Raw genomic sequence first — 23790 nt, 5'->3', positions numbered from 1 at the left:
CGTTTAAAAAAATTAGAAAAACACTTGCCATTTTTTCAAAGATAGTGTATTATATATCTAGTACAATAATCCAAAAACAAATACCGAACGAAATATTTTTCCTGAACTGTCATTGTTTCTCTCTGAACGATCATTGTATGGGTCTAGTATTTCTGATATAATGGTTTTTGTAAACTTAAAGTGAAAAAGGAGCTTAACTATGAAAAGAACTAAAAAGGTCAAAAAATGGCAATTATTTACCGCTATTGGTGTTGCAAGTGCTATTGTTATCAGTGCTGCGGGGATTATGATTTTTAGACAACCATCCCAGTCAGCTGTTCAGGATGAGACCTCTCATATTGTTGTTGCCAAGGAAGGTTCCGTCGCCTCATCAGTTCTCTTGTCAGGTACCGTCACAGCAAAAAATGAACAATACGTTTATTTTGATGCTAGCAAGGGAGATTTGGATGAAATCCTCGTTTCAGTTGGCGACAAAGTCGAAGAAGGGCAAGCTTTGGTCAAATACAGCAGTGCTGACGCTCAAGTAGCCTACGATGCAGCCAGTCGAGCAGTTGCAAAGGCAGACCGTCATATCGAGGAGTTAAACAAAGCTCGTGAAAATGCATCAGCTGCACCAGCTTCTCCACAGGTTCCAACAGAAGCTGGACTCCCAGAACAAGCGCAAGCAGCGACTTCTTCCGTATCCTCTATTGATTCTCAAATCAGTGATGCCAAAGATAACCGTGAAGATGCTGTGGCCCAACTCAACAAGGCCCAAGCTCAACTGGATGCAGCAACTGTTCTCAGTACACTAGAGGGAACCGTTGTGGAAGTCAATCGTAATGTTTCCAAATCACCAACTGGTAGCAGTCAAGTGATGGTTCATGTCGTAAGTAATGAAAACTTGCAGGTCAAAGGGGAATTGTCTGAATACAACCTTGCTAATCTTTCTGTTGGGCAAGAAGTTACCTTTACTTCGAAGGTTTACCAAGATAAGAGCTGGACAGGTAAAATCAGCTATATTTCTGATTATCCTAAAAACAACGGAGAAGCAGCAAATGCAGCCCTTGGAGGGAATACTGGATCTAAGTACCCTTATACTGTTGATGTGACTAGCGATATCGGTGAGTTGAAACAAGGCTTCTCAGTCAGTGTTGAAGTCAAAAACAAAAGTAAAGCCATCCTTGTTCCTTTGACAAGTGTTGTTACCGAAAATGGCAAAAACTATGTCTGGCTCGTTGACGACCAGAAAAAAGCGAAGAAGGTAGAAGTTACTTTGGGGAATGCGGACGCAGACAACCAAGAAATTACTTCAGGTTTGACAGACGGTGCCAAGGTCATCAGTAATCCAACATCTTCCTTGGAAGAAGGAAAAGAGGTGAAGGCTGATGAAGAAACTAATTAGTCTCAAAAATATCTGCAGGAGTTATCGAAATGGTGACCAAGAACTGCAGGTTCTAAAAAATATTAACTTCGAAGTTCAAGAAGGTGAGTTTGTCGCCATTATGGGACCGTCCGGTTCTGGTAAGTCTACGTTGATGAATACCATCGGAATGTTGGACACACCAACTAGTGGGGAGTACTACCTTGAAGGACAAGAAGTTGCAGGCCTTGGAGAGAAACAGCTTGCCAAGGTTCGCAACCAACAAATCGGCTTTGTCTTTCAGCAGTTCTTTCTCTTGTCCAAGCTCAATGCGCTTCAAAACGTTGAATTGCCCTTGATTTACGCTGGAGTTTCAGCTTCAAAACGTCGAAAATTGGCTGAGGAATTTCTGGAAAAGGTTGAGTTAACGGAGCGCAGTCATCATTTGCCTTCAGAGTTATCAGGTGGACAAAAGCAACGTGTAGCGATTGCGCGTGCCTTGGTAAATAATCCCTCTATCATCCTAGCTGACGAACCCACAGGAGCCTTGGATACCAAGACAGGAAATCAAATCATGCAACTGTTGGTGGAGTTAAACAAGGAAGGGAAAACCATTATCATGGTCACGCACGAGCCCGAGATTGCTGCCTATGCCAAACGCCAAATTGTCATTCGTGATGGGGTCATCTCATCAGACAGTGCTCTGGTAGAAAAGGAGGAAAACTAGATGCAGAATCTGAAATTTGCCTTTTCATCCATCATGGCCCACAAGATGCGTTCCTTCCTCACCATGATTGGGATTATCATCGGAGTTTCGTCTGTCGTTGTCATCATGGCTCTGGGAGACTCCATGTCTCGTCAGGTCAATAAAAACATGACCAAATCACAAAAGGATATCCATGTCTTTTTCTCTCCTATCAAAAGCAAGGACGGCTCCTTTACGCAGAAACAATCCGCTTTGACAGTCAGTGGGAAAGAAAAGGATGTTCATGTTGAACCACCAAAACCACTAGAATCCTGGGTCAAGGAGGCTGCTAAACTTAAGGGAGTAGACAGTTACTATGTCACCAACTCGACCAACGTTACCCTATCTTATAAGGATAAGAAGGTTGAACGAGCGACTCTGACAGGCGGAAATAGCACCTACATGAACGCAGTTGAAAATGAAATCGTTGCGGGTAGAAGTCTAAGACCGCAAGACTACAAGGAATTTGCCAGTGTGATTTTGTTGGATGAAGAACTATCCAAAAGTTTGTTTGATAGTCCAGAAGCCGCGGTTAATCAAATCATCTCTGTCAATGAATTTAGTTACCGTGTGATTGGCGTTTATACTAGCAATGAAGCTAAAACTGCTAAAGCCTTTGGGATCGGTGGTCTTCCAATTACGACCAATATCTCTCTCGCAGCCAATTTTAATACTGATGAAATCTCGAACATCGTCTTTCGTGTCAATGATACTAGTCTAACGCAGACATTGGGTCCAGAGTTGGCTCGAAAACTGACCGAGATTGCTGGTATTCAGCAAGGGGAGTACCAAGTTGCGGATGCAACTGCCGCTTTCCAAGAGGTACAACAACTATTTGGTTTTATGACAACCATTATCAGTGCCATCGCAGGAATCTCTCTCTTTGTTGGGGGAACTGGTGTTATGAATATCATGCTGGTTTCGGTGACAGAACGCACGCGTGAGATTGGTCTGCGGAAAGCTCTCGGTGCTACACGGGCTAATATCTTGGTACAGTTTTTGATTGAATCCATGATCTTGACCTTGTTGGGTGGTGTCATCGGTCTTGGAATTGCTGCTGGAATGACCATGTTAGCCGGAGTACTGCTTCAAAACATGATTGCAGGTATCGAAGTTGGGGTTTCCCTCCCAATCGCTCTCTTTAGCTTGGCTGTGTCAGCAAGCGTTGGGATGATTTTCGGAGTCTTGCCAGCTAATAAAGCGTCTAAGCTCGATCCAATCGAAGCTCTTCGTTATGAATAAGATATAGAACAGAAAAAACAAGATGGACATTTGTCTGTCTTGTTTTTGTATGGATTTTCCTATCGAAAATCACTAAAAATATGATATAATGAAGTGTTAGAAAATCAGGTTTCATTTGCCTGGAAAGGAAGAATTATGTCTGAAAAGAATTTTTATATTACAACACCGATTTACTATCCATCTGGTAAACTTCATATCGGTTCTGCCTACACAACCATTGCTTGTGATGTTTTAGCACGTTACAAACGCCTTATGGGCTACGATGTTTTTTATCTAACAGGTTTAGATGAGCATGGCCAAAAGATTCAACAAAAAGCAGAAGAAGCTGGGATTACACCTCAAGCTTATGTTGATGGGATGGCAGTTGGCGTCAAAGAACTCTGGCAATTACTAGATATTTCTTATGATAAATTCATCCGTACGACGGATGACTACCATGAAAAAGTAGTGGCGCAAGTTTTTGAACGCTTGCTTGCTCAAGATGACATCTACCTAGGTGAGTATTCTGGTTGGTACTCAGTCTCAGATGAGGAATTCTTTACAGAGAGCCAGCTTGCAGAAGTTTTCCGTGATGAAGCTGGAAATGTAACTGGCGGTATCGCTCCATCAGGTCACGAAGTGGAGTGGGTTTCAGAAGAGTCTTATTTCCTTCGCCTCAGCAAATACCAAGACCGTTTGGTTGAATTTTTCAAATCGCACCCTGATTTCATCACTCCAGATGGTCGACTTAATGAAATGTTGCGTAACTTCATTGAGCCAGGTTTGGAAGACTTAGCGGTTTCTCGTACAACCTTTACCTGGGGAGTTCCAGTCCCATCCAATCCAAAACACGTGGTCTATGTTTGGATTGATGCCCTTCTTAACTATGCGACTGCTCTTGGTTATGGTCAAGATGAGCATGGCAACTTTGACAAGTTCTGGAATGGAACAGTATTCCACATGGTTGGAAAAGATATTCTTCGTTTCCATTCTATCTATTGGCCAATCCTTCTGATGATGTTGGATATCAAATTGCCTGACCGCTTGATTGCCCACGGTTGGTTTGTCATGAAAGACGGTAAGATGTCTAAGTCAAAAGGGAATGTCGTTTACCCTGAAATGTTGGTAGAGCGTTATGGACTGGATCCACTTCGATACTACCTCATGCGTAGTCTTCCAGTTGGTTCAGACGGCACCTTCACTCCTGAGGACTACGTCGGCCGTATCAACTATGAATTGGCAAATGACCTAGGAAACCTCCTTAACCGTACGGTTTCCATGATCAACAAGTACTTTGATGGTCAAATCCCTGCCTATGTAGAGGGTGTAACAGAGTTTGATAATGCTCTTGCTGACGTTGCAAAACAATCAATCGCAGACTACCATACACACATGGAAGCAGTTGACTACCCACGTGCTCTTGAAGCTGTCTGGACCCTTATCTCTCGTACCAACAAATACATTGATGAGACTGCTCCATGGGTCTTGGCCAAGGATGAAGCTCTTCGTGACCAATTGGCAAGTGTGATGAGCCACTTGGCAGCCAGCCTTCGTGTCGTAGCACACTTGATTGAGCCCTTTATGATGGAAACCAGTTTTGCGGTCTTGACTCAACTTGGTCTAGCAGAAGTTTCTAGCCTTGAAAACTTGAATTTGGCTGACTTGCCTGCAGGTGTCACTGTAGTTACCAAAGGAACACCAATCTTCCCACGTCTGGACATGGAAGAAGAGATTGCCTATATCAAAGAACAAATGGAATGCAACAAACCAGCCGTTGAAAAAGAATGGAATCCAGACGAAGTCGAACTCAAACTAAACAAGGAAGAAATCAAGTTTGAAGACTTCGATAAGGTTGAAATTCGTGTCGCAGAGGTCAAAGAAGTTTCTAAAGTGGAAGGTTCTGAAAAGTTGCTTCAATTCCGCCTAGATGCTGGTGATGGTGAAGACCGTCAAATCCTCTCAGGAATTGCAAAATACTATCCAAACGAACAAGAATTGGTCGGCAAGAAAGTCCAAATCGTTGCCAACCTCAAACCGCGTAAGATGATGAAAAAATATGTCAGCCAAGGAATGATCCTCTCAGCTGAACATGAAGGCAAATTAATCCTTCTCACAGTGGATCCAGCTGTACCAAATGGAAGTGTAATTGGCTAAAAGTAAAAAACCAACGTTAGGTACGTTGGTTTTTCCTGTTATGTGGGTTATTTTCTAAGAAGTGGTCTATCACCTTTTGTGACCGGAGGACAATTCCTTTCTCTGGATAGGTTTCTTGAATCCCCTTGTAGCGTTCTTTAGCATTCTTTTTCCGCCCATCCCAGAGAATCCATCTGATAAACTCCCAGTCAAAGCGTTCAGGACAGCCAGCCGCCATGCTTTCTCGAACTTGACCTCTGTATTTGAGATAACGCTTAAAGGCCCTCAGTAAGCAAGTCCAAGGTGAAAAATTAAGGAAGATAATTTGATCGGCTTCCTGCATTCTTTCCTCGTAATAGCACCAAGAATAATTGCCATCGATGACCCAGTCTGAGTGATTGGTGAGGAAGTTTTTCATCTCGGCTTTCATCCAATCACGGTCACTATCTTGCCAACCTGGTTGAAATTGGAGGGTGTCCATATGCAGTTTTGGGATAGAGTAGTAGTTTGACAACTTTTCTGCTAGAGTTGACTTACCAGCACCAGAATAGCCGATAATTGCGATTTTCATTTTCTACCTTTTTGTAATGGAGGACAAAAAAACAGCCTCTGTGGACTGTTTCTTATTTAGCAAGTTTAGCTGAAAGACGAGCTTTATCGCGGCTTGCTTTGTTTTTATGAATCAAACCTTTAGTTTCTGCTTTGTCGATAGCTGAGCTAGCAGCACGGAAAAGTTCTTCAGAAGGGTTTGCTTCGAAAGCTTTGATAGCAGTACGCATAGCTGATTTTTGAGCTGAGTTTTTTTCGTTTTGTTTAACGTTCAATTCAGCGCGTTTGATAGCTGATTTAATGTTTGCCAATGTTCTTACCTCCATATTTACTAACTATACTATTATATCTGAAAACTTATGTTTTGACAAGGGGAAATTATTTTTTTAGGTAAATTTCATCGATTTCATGGTTTTTAGCCTTGTGGAGAATAACCTCGGCCCGATTCCTTGTTGGTTCAATATAGTTTTGTAGATTTGTAAGGTTGATATCACTCCATACTTGGTGGGCAAAAGACTCTACTTCCCCTATTGGCATTTGCGTAAAGTGGTGGTAGTAGCTGTCTGGATCGTTTTGGGCAAAGCTGAGAAGTTTCAAAAAGCGGTCTAAATACCAGCTTTCAATGTCTTCGACAGCGGCGTCTACGTAGATGGAAAAATCAAAGAAGTCGGTGATGTAAAGACGCTCATTTTGAGGATTCTGAAAGACATTGATTCCTTCAACAATTACAAAATCTGCAGCCTTAACACATTGTTTCTCACCAGGAACAATATCATAAACCTCATGAGAATAGACAGGAATATCAACGTCTTGGCCATTTTTTAGGCGGTCAAGGAAATTCAGTAAGGCCTCCATGTCATAACTCTCTGGAAAACCTTTGCGGTTTAAGATACCTTGGTCAATTAACGTTTGATTGGGATAGAGAAAACCATCAGTTGTCACTAACTCCACAGTGGCGTCAGTAACTGTACGAGACAGAAGGATTTGCAGAAGTCGGCTAGTTGTTGATTTGCCAACGGCAACACTTCCCGAAACTCCGATGATGAAGGGCTGAGATTTACTCTCTCTTTGGAGAAAAATTCCCTTAGAGAAGGCTAAATCCTCTTTGGTGCGTTTGTAAATTTGGATGAGATGAGCCAATGGTAAATAAATATCTGTCACATCTTGTAGGCTAATTTGGTCGTTAAAACTCTTGATTGAGTCTAGTTCTTCTTCCGTCAAGGGAGGAGTTGACTTGCGGTGCAAGGACTGCCAGGTTTCACGGCTGATTTTTTCAAAATGTAAAAATTCGTTGGTCATATTTTTTCCCCTAGATATTTTGTCTATCATACCATAAAAAGCTAAAAAAATAAAGCGGTTTCTTGATGATAGTAAGCTAATATCGTATAATATAGGTAGATAGAGTCCGAACAATTTAATGATGAAGTAGGAGATTTTTTCTGCTGATTTATAAGCTAATAAAGGAGAATTTTTAGTTCACAACTTATAGGAGGTGTACTATGAAAATCTTGAAACGTTACATATTGGAACTCTGTTTTATTTTAAGTTTTGCACTACCTTTTATAAAAGGAGCGAATGCTGACAATGGTAGACGTTTTGTGGAAACCTATTATGGTTTTACTTTTTTGATGGAACATGCTATTGTAACAGTTGTCTTTATCAGTTCGCTCTTGATTGCTTTCTTCCTAAAAAAACGGTGGACGAAATGGCTTGCTGCTGGTAGTTATCTATTTTTGATTTTGTGGATTGCTACAGAGGGTTATTTCTTCCGTATGTCGCTAGAAGATTTGATACGACTTTGGACAAGTTTGGAAATCCTGACTCAAACATATCAGTTGGGCTTTTATCTAAACATTTTGTTGGGAATCCTGTTGATAATAAAGTATTTTAAGGTTAAAAAATGGTAATAAAAATGCGCCTGATTACAGATGATCTGTTTTTCCTGACTATGATACCTTATAGCTCCCAATGACTTGTCATTCATTTCCTAATAATTGAAAGAGATTGAAGAAACGGTTGTACTTACTAGCTTTCTTCAGTCTTTTTCGTTTTATTATCAATTTGTAAACGATGTACAATTTAAGTCAAATTATGGTAAAATAGTTTTATGAGTAAAATGTATTATGCAGAAAATCCTGATGCAGCTCACGATATTCATGACTTGAGAGTAGAGTTGCTGGGACATAAATTGACCTTTTTAACGGACGCAGGTGTCTTTAGTAAAAAGATGATTGACTTTGGTAGTCAGCTTTTACTAAAGAGTCTAGAGGTTGAAAAAGGCGAGCGAGTGCTAGATGTCGGCTGTGGGTACGGTCCCCTTGGTATTACTTTGGTCAAGGCTTACGGAGTCCAAGCAACCATGGTCGATATCAATAATCGTGCTTTGGACTTGGCGCGACAAAATGCTGAGAGAAATCAAGTTTCAGCAACTATTTTCCAATCCAACATCTATGAGCAAGTTGAAGGGAAATTTGACCATGTCATCTCCAATCCTCCGATTCGTGCGGGCAAGCAAGTTGTTCATGAGATTATCGAAAAGAGTAAGGATTTTTTGGAAGACAATGGCGACTTAACAATCGTCATTCAGAAAAAACAGGGTGCCCCTAGTGCCAAAAGCAAGATGGAAGACGTTTTTGGAAATTGTGAAATCATAAAGAAGGACAAGGGTTATTATATCCTTAAGAGTGTGAAATCATGAGAGCAGTTGATTTAATCCAAAAGAAACGAGATGGTCAAGAATTGTCTTCAAGTGAAATCAAGTGGTTGGTAGAGGGCTATGTGGCTGGAACAGTCCCAGACTATCAAATGTCTGCCTTTGCTATGGCGGTTTATTTCAAAGGGATGACCACACGTGAGATTTCTGACCTGACGATGAACATGGTTAAGACGGGGCAAGAGTTTGATTTGTCAGCCATAGAGGGCATCAAAGTAGATAAGCACTCAACAGGTGGTGTTGGTGATAAGGTGACCTTGATTTTAGCTCCTTTAGTAGCCAGTTTTGGTGTTCCAGTAGCCAAGATGAGTGGTCGTGGACTAGGACACACTGGTGGAACCTTAGATAAGTTAGAAGCAATCAAGGGCTACCAAGTGGAACGTAGTCAAGAGGATTTCATCAAACAGGTTCAAGATATTGGTGTATCTGTCATTGGTCAGTCTGACCAGCTGGTTAAAGCAGACAAACTTCTCTATGCTCTTCGTGATGTGACAGCAACTGTCGATACGATTCCTTTGATTGCTAGTTCTGTCATGAGTAAGAAAATAGCTGCTGGGGCAGATGCCATTTTGCTAGATGTGACTGTCGGTGAGGGTGCCTTTATGAAGACTGTTGAGGAGGCGCGCGAATTGGCTCAAACCATGGTTGATCTTGGAAAGGCTGTTGGAAGAAAGACAGTAGCAGTTATTACCGATATGAGTCAACCCTTGGGTAGAGCTATTGGCAATCGTCTCGAAATTCTAGAAGCAATCGAAATTCTTCAAGGAAAAGGTCGAGAAGATATCAGTCACTTTATCTGTGAACTAGCTCAGATTATGCTTAGTTTAGCAGATGTTGAGAAGACGGTAGAAGAAGTACGTCAACACCTTGAAAATGGGCAAGCCCTTGCCAAATTTGAAGAAATGGTGGCGGCTCAAGGCGGTGATCTAGAAGATCTCTACCGACCAGTAAATGTTACACATGTAGTGGATATCCCGGCTCAAGAGACAGGTGTCATTTCAGCCCTTCCAGCTATGGATTTTGGCCTATATGCCATGAGATTAGGAGCTGGCCGTGCAGTCAAGTCTGATGACTTGGACTATGAAACAGGGATTGTTTTTGAAAAGAAAGTTGGAGATCCTGTTCAGAAGGGTGAAATTGTCGCAAAAGTATATACAAATGGAAAAATTTCTTCTGAACTAGTTACAGAATTTCAAAAATATGTTAAAATAAATGATGGAGTGCAAAGTTTACGAGAAATTATAGAAATTATCTCATAAAATCAGGGAGAATCCGAATATGAAGTTAAATAAGTATATCGATCATACGCTTTTAAAGCAAGATGCAAGTCAAGAACAAATTAATCGTTTGCTATCTGAAGCGCGTGAGTATGATTTCGCCAGTGTCTGTGTTAACCCGACTTGGGTTGCTTATTCAAAGGCGGGACTTGAAGGCTCAGATGTAAAGGTTTGTTCAGTAGTTGGTTTTCCTTTGGGAGCAACAACTTCTGCTGTGAAAGCTTTTGAAACAAAAGAAGCTGTCCAAAACGGTGCAGATGAGATTGATATGGTTATCAATGTCGGTGCCCTCAAATCAGGCAATCTGGATTTAGTTGAATCGGACATCCGCGCTGTCGTAGAAGCAAGTGGCGATAAGCTAGTGAAGGTTATTATTGAAGCTTGCTTATTGACTGACGAAGAAAAGGTTGTGGCCTGCCAATTATCCCAGAAAGCAGGCGCTGACTTTGTTAAAACATCTACTGGCTTCTCAACTGGTGGAGCAACTCTGCCAGATGTCAAATTAATGCGTCAAACAGTGGGACCTGATATGGGTGTTAAAGCTGCTGGTGGAGCGCGTTCTTACGCTGACGCTCTTGCCTTTGTGGAGGCAGGTGCTACTCGTATTGGAACATCCGCTGGTGTAGCAATCTTAAAAGGAGAATTGGCTGATGGCGACTACTGAGTTAATTGAACTAGCAATTGAAACCAGCAAGAATGCCTACGTTCCCTATTCTCACTTTCCTATCGGAGCTGTCTTAGTTGCCAAGGACGGTAGCATTTATACGGGTGTCAATATCGAGAATGCTAGTTACCCCTTGACTAACTGTGGGGAGCGTACAGCTATCTTTAAAGCAGTCTCTGAGGGGCAACGGGAGTTTTCAGAATTGATTGTCTACGGTCAGACTGAAAAACCCATCTCACCATGTGGAGCTTGTCGCCAAGTCATGGTTGAGTTTTTTGAACAAGATCTAAAGGTGACGCTTGTCGCCAAAGATAAAACGACGGTCGAGATGACGGTCGGGGAGTTACTTCCATACTCATTTACAGACTTAAACTAGTCTGAGTCACTCTCTGAGTGATGCGGTCCTTGTGACCAAACAATCCATACTTGCAACATCGTTGCGTATCTTATTTAGGAGGTTCAGTAATGAACAAGAAACAATGGCTAGGCCTTGGTCTAGTTGCAGTAGCAGCAATTGGACTTGCTGCATGTGGTAACCGCTCTTCTCGTAACGCAGCTTCATCTTCTTCTGATGTGAAGACTAAAGCAACTATCGTTACAGATACTGGTGGTGTTGATGATAAATCATTCAACCAATCAGCTTGGGAAGGTCTTCAAGCTTGGGGTAAAGAACACAACCTTTCAAAAGACAATGGTTACACTTACTTCCAATCAACAAGTGAAGCTGACTATGCAAACAACTTGCAACAAGCAGCTGGAAACTACAACTTGATCTATGGAATTGGTTTTGCACTTAAAAATGCAGTTGCTGATGCTGCCAAAGAACATACAGATTTAAACTATGTTCTGATTGACGATGTGATTAAAGACCAAAAAAATGTTGTAAGTGCTACTTTTGCTGATAACGAAGCAGCATACCTTGCAGGTGTGGCTGCAGCTAAAACTACTAAAACAAAACAAATTGGTTTTGTAGGTGGTATGGAATCTGAAGTTATCTCACGTTTTGAAGCTGGTTTCAAAGCAGGTGTTGCTTCAGTAGACTCATCAATCAAAGTACAAGTAGACTACGCTGGTTCATTTGGTGATGCAGCTAAAGGTAAAACAATCGCTGCTGCTCAATACGCTGCTGGTGCTGACGTCGTTTACCAAGTAGCAGGTGGTACAGGAGCTGGTGTCTTCTCTGAAGCGAAATCACTTAACGAAAGCCGTCCAGAAAATGAAAAAGTTTGGGTTATCGGTGTAGACCGTGACCAAGCAGAAGAAGGTAAATACACTTCTAAAGATGGTAAGGAATCAAACTTTGTTCTTGCTTCTACATTAAAACAAGTTGGAACAGCTGTAAAAGACCTTGCTAACAAAGCAGAAAAAGGTGAATTCCCTGGTGGACAAGTTATTGTCTACTCATTGAAAGATAAAGGGGTTGACTTGGCAGTAACAAACCTTTCTGAAGAAGGTAAAAAAGCTGTTGAAGATGCAAAAGCTAAAATTCTTGATGGTAGCATCAAAGTTCCTGAAAAATAATGGATAAAAGTCATTTCTTAGGAAGCGGCCGTCGGTCGCTTCTTTAAGAATTTAGGCAATTTTTGTCTCAATAGAGCTTGTTAATGTGATTAGCAGGTTTTATTGAAATAAAATAAACCTCTGAAAGGAAGAGCATATGGCACACGAAAATGTCATTGAGATGCGGGATATTACCAAGGTGTTTGGTGAATTTGTAGCAAACGACAAAATCAACTTGCAACTGCGAAAAGGTGAAATCCATGCACTTTTAGGAGAAAACGGAGCTGGGAAATCCACTCTGATGAACATGCTAGCGGGACTTCTTGAACCAACGAGCGGTGAAATTGTGGTGAATGGTCAGGTTGTAAAACTAGACTCACCATCTAAAGCTGCTAGTTTGGGAATCGGAATGGTTCACCAACACTTTATGTTGGTTGAAGCTTTTACAGTAGCTGAAAATATCATTTTAGGGAGTGAAATCACTAAAAATGGTGTTCTAGATATAGCTGGTGCTACTAAAGAAATCAAGGCTCTTTCTGAACGTTATGGTTTGGCAGTGGATCCTGCTGCTAAGGTGGCGGATATTTCCGTTGGTGCCCAACAACGTGTAGAAATCTTGAAAACACTCTATCGTGGTGCTGATATCCTTATCTTTGACGAGCCAACAGCGGTATTAACTCCTTCGGAGATTGATGAGTTGATGGCCATAATGAAAAACCTTGTTAAAGAAGGTAAATCCATCATCTTGATTACCCACAAGTTGGATGAAATCCGTGCAGTCTCTGATCGTGTTACGGTTATCCGTCGAGGAAAATCTATTGAGACTGTTGAGATTGCAGGAGCAACCAATGCAGATTTGGCTGAAATGATGGTTGGACGTTCCGTATCCTTTAAGACAGCCAAACAAGAAGCCCAGCCGAAAGATGTGGTCTTGTCTATCAAAGACCTAGTTGTCAATGAAAACCGTGGCGTACCAGCTGTGAAGAACCTTTCTTTGGACGTTCGTGCTGGTGAAATTGTTGGTATTGCAGGTATTGACGGAAATGGCCAGTCAGAACTGATTCAAGCTATCACAGGTCTTCGTAAAGTAGAGTCTGGTAGCATTGATTTGAAAGGAAAGTCAGTTGTCGGTATGCATCCTAGACAAATTACTGAGATGAGTGTCGGCCACGTTCCAGAAGACCGCCATCGTGATGGTTTGATTTTGGATATGATGATTGCGGAAAACATTGCTCTTCAAACCTATTACAAAGAACCGCTCAGTAAAAATGGTATCTTGAACTATGCCAATATTACTTCGCATGCTAAGAAATTGATGGAAGAATTTGACGTTCGTGCTGCTAGTGAGTTTGTACCAGCAGCAGCTCTTTCAGGGGGAAATCAACAAAAGGCGATTATCGCCCGTGAGATTACCCGTGACCCAGATCTCCTCATTGTTAGCCAACCAACACGTGGTTTGGACGTTGGTGCCATTGAGTACATTCACAAACGCTTGATTGAAGCCCGTGATAATGGCAAGGCTGTCCTTGTTGTCAGCTTTGAATTGGATGAGATTTTGAATGTCTCTGACCGCATCGCTGTTATCCACGATGGGAAGATTCAAGGTGTTGTGACACCAGAAACAACCAATAAACAAGAACTTGGTGTCTTGATGGCTGGCGGAAGCTTGGGAAAGGAGAAGAGTGATGTCTAAAAAGTTACAACAAATTTCGGTTCCCTTGATTTCTGTATTCTTAGGAATCCTGCTTGGAGCTATTGTCATGTGGATTTTCGGCTACGATGCTATTTGGGGTTATGAGGAATTATTCTACACAGCCTTTGGTAGTCTTCGTGGAGTTGGTGAAATTTTCCGTGCCATGGGGCCTCTAGTCTTGATTGGACTTGGTTTTGCTGTTGCCAGTCGTGCAGGTTTCTTTAACGTCGGTTTGCCAGGTCAAGCTCTTGCGGGTTGGATCCTCAGTGGTTGGTTTGCCTTGTCAAATCCTGATATGCCACGTCTCATCTTGATTCCATTAACAGTAATTATCGCTTTGATTGCAGGTGGAATTGTTGGTGCGATTCCAGGTATCCTCAGAGCCTATCTGGGTACGTCAGAAGTTATCGTGACCATCATGATGAACTACATTGTACTGTATGTGGGAAATGCCTTTATTCATGCCTTCCCTAAAGATATCATGCAAAGTACAGACTCAACGATTCGTGTCAGTGCAAATGCAACCTACCAGACGCAATGGTTGTCTGAGTTGACTGGAAATTCACGTATGAATATCGGGATTTTCTTTGCAATCATTGCTGTGGGAGTCATCTGGTTCTTGCTCAAGAAAACAACTCTCGGTTTTGAAATTCGTGCAGTTGGTCTTAACCCAAATGCTTCTGAATACGCAGGTATCTCTGCAAAACGTACAATCATTCTTTCGATGATTATCTCAGGAGCTTTGGCAGGTTTAGGTGGAGCAGTCGAAGGTCTAGGAACTTTCCAAAACGTATATGTACAAGGATCTTCATTGGCTATCGGATTTAATGGTATGGCAGTTAGTCTACTAGCTTCAAATTCACCAATTGGAATTCTATTTGCAGCCTTTCTATTTGGTGTTCTCCAAGTTGGAGCACCTGGTATGAATGCGGCGCAAGTACCATCAGAGCTTGTTAGTATCGTAACGGCATCAATTATCTTCTTTGTCAGCGTTCACTACCTAATCGAGCGCTTTGTCAAACCTAAAAAACAAGTAAAAGGAGGTAAGTAAGTATGTCTATTACAACAATGCTAACCCTCTTGGTATCATCCATGTTGATTTATTCAGCACCACTTGTATTTACAAGTATCGGAGGCGTTTTCTCTGAACGTGCTGGTGTTGTCAATGTCGGTCTTGAAGGAATTATGGTTATGGGTGCTTTTTCTGGAGTAGTCTTTAACCTTGAATTTGCAGAACAACTTGGAGCAGTAACTCCATGGATCTCCTTATTAGTTGGGGGACTTGTGGGAGCAATCTTCTCCATCATTCACGCAGCAGCTACCGTTCACTTCCGTGCGGACCATGTTGTCAGCGGTACGGTATTGAACTTGATGGCGCCTGCTTTAGCAGTCTTTTTGGTTAAAGTTCTTTATAACAAAGGACAAACGGATAATCTAACCCAGACTTTTGGACGTTTTGATTTTCCAGTCTTGGCAAATATCCCAGTAATCGGTGATATCTTCTTCAAGTCAACGAGTCTACTTGGTTACCTTGCGATTGCCTTCTCGTTCCTTGCTTGGTTTATCCTCTTCAAAACCCGCTTTGGTCTTCGCCTTCGCTCTGTTGGTGAACACCCTCAAGCAGCGGATACCTTGGGAATCAACGTCTATAAGATGCGATATCTTGGAGTTATCATTTCAGGATTCCTTGGAGGGATTGGCGGAGCGATTTATGCTCAATCAATTTCTGTCAACTTCTCAGTGACAACTATTGTCGGTCCTGGATTTATCGCTCTTGCTGCGATGATCTTTGGTAAATGGAATCCAATCGGTGCTATGCTTTCAAGTCTCTTCTTTGGACTCTCTCAAAGTTTGGCCGTTATCGGATCTCAACTTCCTTTCTTGCAAGGAGTTCCTACGGTATACCTTCAAATCGCGCCTTATGTTTTGACAATTCTTGTCTTGGCTGCCTTCTTCGGAAAAGCAGTTGCTCCTAAGGCAGATGGTATCAACTACATCAAATCTAAATAAGCATACAAAAAACGCCAGTTTAAACTGGCGTTTTATTTTTTAGGATTTTGATGGGTTAGGTTCAATCCCCAAGGAACAAGATTTTCAGTTTTATTTTTGATACGTGTGATATTATCCTTGTGACGAATGATAATCAAGCTAGCAAGTGCCAGGATAATCAGAATGAAGAGAGGGTCATAGCTGCTCAGGATAAATCCAAATAGTGGAAATAGGAGAACTCCGATAACGGCTGCGATAGAAGCAGTAACGCTAGACAGTGAAATCATACTACCTAGATAGAGGCTTCCAAAGAATACGACTGCTAGATAGAGACAGAAAACAGGGGCAAATCCGAAAATAACCCCAGCGCTGGTTGCGACAGCCTTGCCACCTTTAAACCCTGCAAAGATAGGAAAGGTATGTCCAATCACAGCCAAAAGTCCAAAGACAAGAGGTGATACACCTTGTTGGTGGAAAAGAATAGGTAGGAGGGTGGCCAAGGTTCCTTTAAAGAAGTCAATCACAAAGGTTGCCATACCCGCTTTTTTACCCAAAATTCGGAAAGTATTGGTTGTTCCGGTGTTTCCAGAACCATGTTCACGCAGATTTGTTTGAAAGAAGATTTGTCCAATCCAAAGACCAGATGGAATCGAACCTAGCAGATAAGCTAAAATTAATAATACAAATGTCATCATAGACCTATTATACCATGAAATGGTATAGAAAGTCAGAGAATATCCTGTGAAATTGTGACAGCTGAAAGGGAAAAGCTTTGCAAAATCGCTAGAAAACCTGTAAAATAGAAAAGATGAACAAATAGGAGGTTCCTTGTGTCAAAAAAGGAAATCAATATTAATAACTACAATGATGACGCCATTCAGGTGCTAGAAGGGTTGGATGCGGTTCGTAAACGTCCAGGGATGTACATTGGATCGACCGACGGAGCAGGTCTCCATCATTTGGTCTGGGAAATAGTGGACAATGCAGTCGATGAAGCCTTGTCTGGATTTGGTGATCGCATTGATGTGACCATCAATAAAGACGGCAGTCTAACCGTTCAAGACCATGGTCGAGGGATGCCGACTGGGATGCACGCCATGGGAATTCCAACTGTTGAAGTTATCTTTACCATTCTCCACGCTGGAGGAAAATTCGGTCAAGGGGGTTATAAGACATCTGGTGGTCTACACGGGGTGGGGTCCTCAGTCGTTAATGCCCTATCAAGCTGGTTAGAAGTTGAAATTACTCGTGACGGTACAGTCTACAAGCAACGTTTTGAAAATGGCGGGAAACCCGTCACAACCTTGAAGAAAATTGGTACAGCACCCAAATCTAAGACAGGTACCAAGGTTACCTTCATGCCTGACGCGACGATTTTTTCTACGACTGACTTCAAGTACAATACCATTTCAGAACGACTCAATGAGTCAGCCTTTCTCTTAAAAAATGTTACCTTGTCTTTGGCAGATAAGCGAACAGATGAAGCAATCGAATTCCATTATGAGAACGGGGTACAGGACTTTGTTTCTTACCTCAATGAAGACAAGGAAACCTTGACGCCAGTCCTATACTTTGAAGGGGAAGATAATAGTTTCCAAGTGGAAGTTGCCCTCCAGTACAATGATGGATTTTCAGATAACATTCTATCCTTTGTCAATAACGTACGTACTAAAGATGGTGGAACGCATGAGACAGGACTTAAGTCTGCCATTACCAAGGTCATGAATGACTACGCGCGTAAGACGGGGCTCCTCAAGGAAAAAGATAAAAACCTTGAAGGTTCAGACTACCGTGAGGGACTAGCTGCCGTTCTTTCTATTCTGGTTCCGGAAGAACACCTCCAATTTGAGGGACAGACCAAGGACAAACTAGGCAGTCCACTGGCTCGTCCGGTTGTGGATAGCATTGTCGCAGAAAAATTAACTTTCTTCCTCATGGAAAATGGGGAGCTTGCATCCAATCTTATCCGCAAGGCTATCAAGGCGCGGGACGCCCGTGAGGCAGCCCGTAAGGCACGTGATGAGAGCCGGAATGGCAAGAAAAACAAAAAAGATAAGGGCTTGCTTTCTGGGAAATTAACCCCAGCTCAGTCTAAAAACCCTGCCAAGAATGAACTCTACCTGGTCGAGGGAGACTCTGCCGGTGGTTCGGCTAAACAAGGTCGTGACCGCAAGTTCCAGGCTATCTTGCCTCTTCGTGGTAAGGTTATCAATACAGCTAAAGCTAAGATGGCGGATATTCTTAAAAATGAAGAAATCAACACTATGATTTATACCATCGGTGCAGGTGTGGGAGCAGACTTCTCTATTGAAGATGCCAATTATGACAAAATCATCATCATGACCGATGCCGATACAGATGGTGCCCATATCCAGACCTTGCTCTTGACATTTTTCTACCGCTACATGCGTCCGCTAGTTGAGGCAGGCCATGTCTATATCGCCCTTCCACCTCTTTACAAGATGTCCAAAGGGAAAGGCAAGAAAGAAGAAGTGGCCTATGCTTGGACAGACGGAGAGTTAGAAGAACTTCGTAAGCAGTTCGGTAAAGGCGCTACCCTTCAACGCTACAAAGGTCTTGGTGAGATGAATGCGGACCAACTCTGGGAAACAACCATGAACCCAGAAACCCGCACTCTTATACGTGTTACAATTGAAGATCTAGCACGCGCTGAACGCCGCGTAAACGTCCTCATGGGAGACAAGGTCGAACCACGCCGTAAGTGGATTGAAGATAATGTCAAGTTTACATTGGAAGAGAGTGGGGAAATGGTGTTTTGAGAAGTCTATAATGAATGGGGACTGACCATGAGAACAGAAACAGAAATGCTCGATGTGATTTTACAGACTGCCCAAACTTTACAAGTCGAGGCTGTCGCCATGTCTGGTTCACGGACAAATCCAAAAGCTCCAAAAGATGAGTTTCAAGACTATGATGTGGTCTATGTCGTGGACGACTTAGATAATCTGACGAGTGACCTTGCTTGGTTGGATCTCTTTGGCACACGTATCATTGAGCAGCATAATATCCTAGGCAACCGTCGACTTTATCTCATGCTCTTTGAAGATGGCAATCGGATTGATTTGACTCTATGTCCTAAAGTGCATATCAAGGAGTGGGTAGAAAGCGAAGCGGATTTCACGGTGCTAGAGGACCCTAAGGGCTTCTTTGCGCCTTATTCTCCAAATCCTCAGCGTTACTGGACAAGTCCTGCTAGTCAGACAGATTTTGAAAAAGCCTGCAATGAATTTTGGTGGGTTTCCGCCTATGTGGTTAAGGGTATTCGTCGCTGTCATCTCGTCTATGCAACAGACCATCTTTACGGTATTTGCCAACAAGAACTCTTGAAGGTCTTGGCTTGGCAGGTAGCAAGTGATAGAGGAACTGTTGATATCGGCAAGAACTATAAATATCTCTTTAACTATCTACCTGCTGAGAAAGAGAAAGAATTCTCTGTTGTGCTTGATTTTTCAAGTATAGATAAAATCACTCAGTCTTTGTTTGCTACGATGCAACTTTTCCACCAAGAAGCTCAATTCCTGGCTAACAAGATGGGATTTGACTATGATAAGGAAGTGGCTGAGAAGATGATTGAGTATGCTGAGGAAAGACTTTCAAATCACTAACTAAATAAATTATATAATTTAAAACTTTAAACTGCAGAAAGGATAGTTTGGTTACTTATCGTAACTGTACACGGGACTAATTTCCTGTAAAATGTCCTTCTTCTACACAAAACCTACTCTAGATTCTTTGAAAGGAGTTGAACACGTCCTAAATGCTGTGTGAAAAAGATAAATTCTCTTGCGAGCATTGCTCGCTTTAAGAATTTCTTATTTTCACTTTGCATTTTACGGGCTTTGTATCCTATATGAGTAACATTCAAAACATGTCCCTGGAGGACATCATGGGAGAGCGCTTTGGTCGCTACTCCAAGTACATCATTCAAGACCGGGCTTTGCCAGATATTCGTGATGGGCTCAAGCCGGTTCAGCGTCGTATTCTTTATTCTATGAATAAGGATGGCAATACTTTTGACAAGAGCTACCGTAAGTCGGCCAAGTCTGTCGGGAACATCATGGGGAATTTCCACCCACACGGGGATTCTTCTATCTATGATGCCATGGTCCGTATGTCTCAGGACTGGAAAAATCGTGAGATTCTAGTTGAAATGCACGGTAATAACGGTTCTATGGACGGAGATCCGCCTGCGGCGATGCGTTATACCGAGGCTCGTTTGTCTGAGATTGCTGGTTATCTTCTTCAAGATATCGAGAAAAAGACAGTTCCTTTTGCTTGGAACTTTGACGATACCGAGAAAGAACCGACGGTTTTGCCAGCAGCATTTCCAAACCTCTTGGTCAATGGATCAACTGGGATTTCGGCTGGTTACGCCACAGACATTCCTCCCCATAATTTGTCTGAGGTTATCGATGCGACAGTCTACATGATTGACCATCCTACTGCCAAGGTGGAAAAGCTCATGGAATTCTTGCCTGGACCAGATTTTCCTACAGGAGCTATCATCCAAGGCCGTGATGAAATCAAGAAGGCTTATGAAACTGGAAAAGGGCGCGTGGTCGTTCGTTCTAAAACAGAGATTGAAAAGCTAAAAGGTGGTAAGGAACAAATCGTTATCACTGAGATTCCTTATGAAATCAATAAGGCCAATCTGGTCAAGAAAATCGATGATGTTCGTGTCAATAACAAGGTGGCAGGGATCGCTGAGGTTCGTGATGAGTCTGACCGTGACGGTCTTCGTATCGCTATTGAACTTAAGAAAGATGCCAATACGGAGCTGGTTCTTAACTATCTCTTCAAATATACTGACCTGCAAATCAATTACAATTTTAACATGGTGGCGATTGACAATTTCACACCTCGTCAGGTCGGGATTGTGCCAATCTTGTCTAGCTATATCGCCCACCGTCGTGAAGTGATTTTGGCGCGTTCCCGCTTTGACAAGGAAAAGGCTGAGAAACGTCTCCACATCGTCGAAGGTTTGATTCGCGTGATTTCGATTTTGGACGAAGTCATCGCCCTTATCCGTGCTTCTGAGAATAAGGCTGACGCTAAGGAAAACCTCAAGGTAAGCTATGATTTTACAGAGGAGCAGGCAGAGGCTATCGTTACCTTGCAACTTTACCGTTTGACCAATACCGACGTCGTTGTCTTGCAGGAAGAAGAAGCAGAGCTTCGTGAGAAGATTGCTATGTTGGCGGCGATTATCGGTGACGAACGAACTATGTACAATCTCATGAAGAAAGAACTTCGTGAGGTTAAGAAGAAATTTGCGACACCACGTTTGAGTACTTTAGAAGATACTGCGAAAGTAATCGAGATTGATACAGCTAGTTTGATTGCCGAGGAAGATACCTACGTTAGTGTGACCAAGGCTGGCTATATCAAGCGTACCAGCCCACGTTCCTTTGCAGCTTCTACGCTGGAAGAAATTGGCAAGCGTGATGATGATCGTTTGATCTTTGTTCAATCTGCCAAGACAACCCAGCACCTCTTGATGTTCACGACTCTTGGGAATGTCATCTATCGACCAATCCATGAATTGGCAGATATTCGTTGGAAGGATATTGGAGAGCATCTGAGCCAAACCATTACCAACTTTGAAACCAATGAAGAAGTACTTTACGTAGAAGTAGTGGACCAGTTTGATGATGCGACAACCTACTTTGCTGCAACTCGTCTTGGTCAAATCAAACGCGTAGAACGTAAAGAATTCACCCCATGGCGAACCTACAAGTCTAAGTCTGTCAAGTATGCTAAGCTCAAAGACGAGACAGACCAGATTGTAGCAGTAGCTCCGATTAAACTAGATGATCTTCTCTTGATTAGCCAAAACGGTTATGCCCTTCGTTTCAATATCGAAGAGGTTCCAGTTGTCGGTGCCAAGGCTGCGGGTGTCAAGGCCATGAACCTGAAAGCAGATGATACGCTTCAGGCGGCCTTTATCTGTAACACTTCATCCTTCTACCTCTTGACCCAACGTGGTAGCTTGAAACGTGTTTCTATTGACGAAATTCCAGCAACCAGCCGTGCCAAACGAGGCATACAAATCTTGCGTGAGTTGAAAAACAAACCGCACCGTGTCTTCTTGGCTGGAGCAGTTTCAGAGCAAGGATTCGTTGGTGATCTTTTTAGTACAGAAATGGAAGAAAACGACCAAACGTTACTTGTCCAATCTAACAAGGGAACAATCTATGAGAGTCGATTGCAAGATCTCAACTTGTCAGAACGTACTAGCAATGGAAGCTTTATTTCAGACACCATTTCAGATGAAGAAGTTTTCGATGCTTACCTCAAAGAAGTCTTGAAAGAGGACAAAATAAATTCGTAAAAAAGAATCGGTCCATGTGACTGATTTCTTTTTGTCGAGAAAATTTTCAGAAAATTACAAATACTACTTGAAATTTTACTAGAAAAGTGTAGAATAGAACACATAGCTTGAATAGTATAAAGGAGAAATACATGACAGTTGCAATTGATTGGGAAAACCTTGGCTTTGCTTATATGAAATTACCTTACCGTTATATCGCTCATTACAAAAATGGACAATGGGATAAAGGAGAGTTGACAGAAGATGCAACTTTGCATATTTCAGAGTCTTCTCCAAGTCTCCACTATGGTCAGCAAGCATTCGAGGGCTTGAAAGCCTATCGTACCAAGGATGGCGGTGTTCAACTGTTCCGTCCTGATGAAAATGCTAAGCGTTTGCAACGCACCTGCGACCGTCTCTTGATGCCTCAAGTACCAACAGAAATGTTTGTGGAAGCCTGTAAAGCGGTTGTGCGTGCAAATGAAGAATACGTACCACCATACGGAACAGGTGGAACCCTCTATCTTCGTCCGCTTTTGATTGGTGTTGGAGACATCATCGGGGTAAAACCTGCAGAGGAGTATATTTTCACTATCTTTGCCATGCCAGTTGGAAACTACTTCAAAGGTGGCTTAGTTCCAACTAATTTCTTGATTCAAGATGAATTTGACCGAGCAGCCCCACATGGTACAGGAGCTGCCAAGGTAGGTGGGAACTATGCCGCTAGTCTTCTCCCAGGTAAAATGGCAAAATCACGTAATTTTTCAGATGTTATCTACCTAGATCCAGCTACCCACACCAAGATAGAGGAAGTCGGATCAGCCAACTTCTTTGGAATTACAGCGAACAACGAATTTGTTACGCCATTAAGTCCATCTATCTTACCATCTATTACCAAGTACTCATTGCTTTACTTGGCTGAACACCGCTTGGGCTTGACACCGATCGAAGGTGATGTTCCGATTGACAATTTGGATCGTTTTGTAGAGGCAGGTGCTTGTGGAACAGCAGCAGTTATCTCTCCAATTGGGGGAATCCAACACGGTGACGATTTCCATGTTTTCTATAGTGAAACAGAAGTAGGTCCTGTTACACGTAAACTCTATGATGAATTGACTGGTATCCAATTCGGTGATGTTGAAGCACCAGAGGGATGGATTGTCAAAGTGGACTAAATGACACAAAGTAAAGAGAAACTCCATACAGTTGTAAGGGCTGAAATGGAGTTTTTTCTTGCTAGTTTGCGTATTTTCTTGTACAATAGAAAAAGTGAAAAGAGGTAAAGTATGAGTAAAAAAGATAAGAAAATTGAAATTCAATTAACAGATGCAAAAGTGACTGTTGGAAAAGACAGTTATGAAGGTTACGTTTTGACGATTGGGAAAAAGGTTATTGGTGAAATTGCCGAATTAGATAGCCAATTTGCCATCATAAAGAATGGAAATGTCGATAGTTTTTATAAAAAACTTGAAAAAGCTGTGGAAATTTTGATTGAAAACTATAATTTAACAAAATAATACTTGTTTTATTGAAAATTTCATGATATAATAGTTCTCGTTAAACATTGGAGAGATAGCGAAGAGGCTAAACGCGGCGGACTGTAAATCCGCTCCTTCGGGTTCGGGGGTTCGAA

The 23790-nt window shown here is 42.2% G+C and carries 22 protein-coding genes; 18 read left to right on the top strand and 4 right to left on the bottom strand.

From position 1 onward, the window contains the following. The first annotated feature begins 199 nt into the window (after positions 1 to 199). The 4 genes from ADI74_RS00640 to metG all read left to right on the top strand — a co-directional run bounded on the left by ADI74_RS00640 (position 200) and on the right by metG (position 5462). Positions 200 to 1384, top strand: coding sequence for an efflux RND transporter periplasmic adaptor subunit (locus ADI74_RS00640; RefSeq protein ID WP_049536371.1), 1185 nt, complete (start codon positions 200 to 202; stop codon positions 1382 to 1384). Next, on the top strand, positions 1368 to 2069 hold the full coding sequence (locus ADI74_RS00635; protein ID WP_049536369.1) for an ABC transporter ATP-binding protein: 702 nt from the start codon (positions 1368 to 1370) through the stop codon (positions 2067 to 2069). Before ADI74_RS00640 ends, ADI74_RS00635 begins: the two co-directional genes overlap by 17 nt. Continuing rightward, positions 2070 to 3329, top strand: a complete 1260-nt coding sequence (locus ADI74_RS00630) for an ABC transporter permease (protein WP_049536367.1) — start codon at positions 2070 to 2072, stop codon at positions 3327 to 3329. 135 nt (positions 3330 to 3464) lie between these two features. Then, positions 3465 to 5462: a methionine--tRNA ligase gene (gene metG, locus ADI74_RS00625; RefSeq protein WP_049536365.1), complete on the top strand. Its 1998-nt coding sequence runs from the start codon at positions 3465 to 3467 to the stop codon at positions 5460 to 5462. Positions 5463 to 5478: 16 nt separating this feature from the next. On the opposite strand, the gene ADI74_RS00620 is transcribed toward metG, so the two are convergent. The 3 genes from ADI74_RS00620 to coaA all read right to left on the bottom strand — a co-directional run bounded on the left by ADI74_RS00620 (position 5479) and on the right by coaA (position 7289). Beyond that, entirely contained in the window at positions 5479 to 6012 is a 534-nt protein-coding gene (locus ADI74_RS00620; protein ID WP_049536363.1) for a DNA topology modulation protein, read from the bottom strand. A gap of 52 nt (positions 6013 to 6064) precedes the next feature. Further along, entirely contained in the window at positions 6065 to 6301 is a 237-nt protein-coding gene (gene rpsT / locus ADI74_RS00615; RefSeq protein WP_001274000.1) for a 30S ribosomal protein S20, read from the bottom strand. Between the two features lie 67 nt (positions 6302 to 6368). Beyond that, complete coding sequence (coaA, locus tag ADI74_RS00610; RefSeq protein WP_049536361.1) at positions 6369 to 7289, bottom strand: type I pantothenate kinase; 921 nt, start codon at positions 7287 to 7289, stop codon at positions 6369 to 6371. 200 nt (positions 7290 to 7489) lie between these two features. On the opposite strand from coaA, the gene ADI74_RS00605 reads away from it, so the two are divergent. From ADI74_RS00605 to ADI74_RS00565, 9 genes are all read left to right on the top strand, one after another. Continuing rightward, positions 7490 to 7897: a hypothetical protein gene (locus ADI74_RS00605; RefSeq protein ID WP_049536358.1), complete on the top strand. Its 408-nt coding sequence runs from the start codon at positions 7490 to 7492 to the stop codon at positions 7895 to 7897. 200 nt (positions 7898 to 8097) lie between these two features. Next, positions 8098 to 8688 carry a methyltransferase gene (locus tag ADI74_RS00600; RefSeq protein WP_080980320.1) on the top strand — a complete coding sequence of 197 codons (591 nt, stop codon included), beginning with the start codon at positions 8098 to 8100 and terminating at the stop codon, positions 8686 to 8688. Continuing rightward, positions 8685 to 9962, top strand: coding sequence for a pyrimidine-nucleoside phosphorylase (locus ADI74_RS00595; RefSeq protein WP_049536355.1), 1278 nt, complete (start codon positions 8685 to 8687; stop codon positions 9960 to 9962). The genes ADI74_RS00600 and ADI74_RS00595 overlap by 4 nt, the downstream gene beginning before the upstream one ends. A gap of 19 nt (positions 9963 to 9981) precedes the next feature. After that, entirely contained in the window at positions 9982 to 10644 is a 663-nt protein-coding gene (gene deoC / locus ADI74_RS00590) for a deoxyribose-phosphate aldolase (RefSeq protein ID WP_049536354.1), read from the top strand. After that, positions 10631 to 11020: a cytidine deaminase gene (locus ADI74_RS00585; protein WP_000246106.1), complete on the top strand. Its 390-nt coding sequence runs from the start codon at positions 10631 to 10633 to the stop codon at positions 11018 to 11020. The genes deoC and ADI74_RS00585 overlap by 14 nt, the downstream gene beginning before the upstream one ends. Positions 11021 to 11109: 89 nt before the next feature. Then, a complete protein-coding gene (locus tag ADI74_RS00580) occupies positions 11110 to 12165 on the top strand; it encodes a BMP family lipoprotein (protein ID WP_049536352.1) in 1056 nt (351 codons plus the stop codon). 136 nt (positions 12166 to 12301) lie between these two features. After that, positions 12302 to 13837: an ABC transporter ATP-binding protein gene (locus ADI74_RS00575; RefSeq protein ID WP_049536350.1), complete on the top strand. Its 1536-nt coding sequence runs from the start codon at positions 12302 to 12304 to the stop codon at positions 13835 to 13837. Then, a complete protein-coding gene (locus ADI74_RS00570; protein ID WP_049536349.1) occupies positions 13830 to 14888 on the top strand; it encodes an ABC transporter permease in 1059 nt (352 codons plus the stop codon). Before ADI74_RS00575 ends, ADI74_RS00570 begins: the two co-directional genes overlap by 8 nt. 2 nt (positions 14889 to 14890) lie before the next feature. Continuing rightward, entirely contained in the window at positions 14891 to 15847 is a 957-nt protein-coding gene (locus tag ADI74_RS00565) for an ABC transporter permease (protein WP_000029141.1), read from the top strand. Positions 15848 to 15879: 32 nt separating this feature from the next. Here the strand turns inward: ADI74_RS00565 and plsY are convergent, their stop codons facing one another. Beyond that, a complete protein-coding gene (gene plsY / locus ADI74_RS00560) occupies positions 15880 to 16521 on the bottom strand; it encodes a glycerol-3-phosphate 1-O-acyltransferase PlsY (protein ID WP_049536348.1) in 642 nt (213 codons plus the stop codon). Between the two features lie 135 nt (positions 16522 to 16656). On the opposite strand from plsY, the gene parE reads away from it, so the two are divergent. The 5 genes from parE to ADI74_RS00535 all read left to right on the top strand — a co-directional run bounded on the left by parE (position 16657) and on the right by ADI74_RS00535 (position 23674). Next, positions 16657 to 18606 carry a DNA topoisomerase IV subunit B gene (parE, locus tag ADI74_RS00555; protein WP_049536347.1) on the top strand — a complete coding sequence of 650 codons (1950 nt, stop codon included), beginning with the start codon at positions 16657 to 16659 and terminating at the stop codon, positions 18604 to 18606. Positions 18607 to 18633: 27 nt separating this feature from the next. After that, positions 18634 to 19452, top strand: a complete 819-nt coding sequence (locus ADI74_RS00550) for an aminoglycoside 6-adenylyltransferase (protein ID WP_049536345.1) — start codon at positions 18634 to 18636, stop codon at positions 19450 to 19452. 245 nt (positions 19453 to 19697) lie between these two features. Continuing rightward, entirely contained in the window at positions 19698 to 22178 is a 2481-nt protein-coding gene (gene parC / locus ADI74_RS00545; protein WP_080980319.1) for a DNA topoisomerase IV subunit A, read from the top strand. A gap of 116 nt (positions 22179 to 22294) precedes the next feature. After that, a complete protein-coding gene (locus ADI74_RS00540) occupies positions 22295 to 23332 on the top strand; it encodes a branched-chain amino acid aminotransferase (protein WP_342585616.1) in 1038 nt (345 codons plus the stop codon). 111 nt (positions 23333 to 23443) lie between these two features. Continuing rightward, on the top strand, positions 23444 to 23674 hold the full coding sequence (locus tag ADI74_RS00535; RefSeq protein ID WP_000037107.1) for a DUF2969 domain-containing protein: 231 nt from the start codon (positions 23444 to 23446) through the stop codon (positions 23672 to 23674). Positions 23675 to 23790: the final 116 nt, after the last annotated feature.

The sequence above is a fragment of the Streptococcus pseudopneumoniae genome (assembly GCF_001074565.1).
GTDB lineage: Bacteria > Bacillota > Bacilli > Lactobacillales > Streptococcaceae > Streptococcus > Streptococcus pseudopneumoniae_J.
Note: the sequence above shows the minus strand (reverse complement) of the source record. Positions and strands in the feature narration are given on the sequence as shown.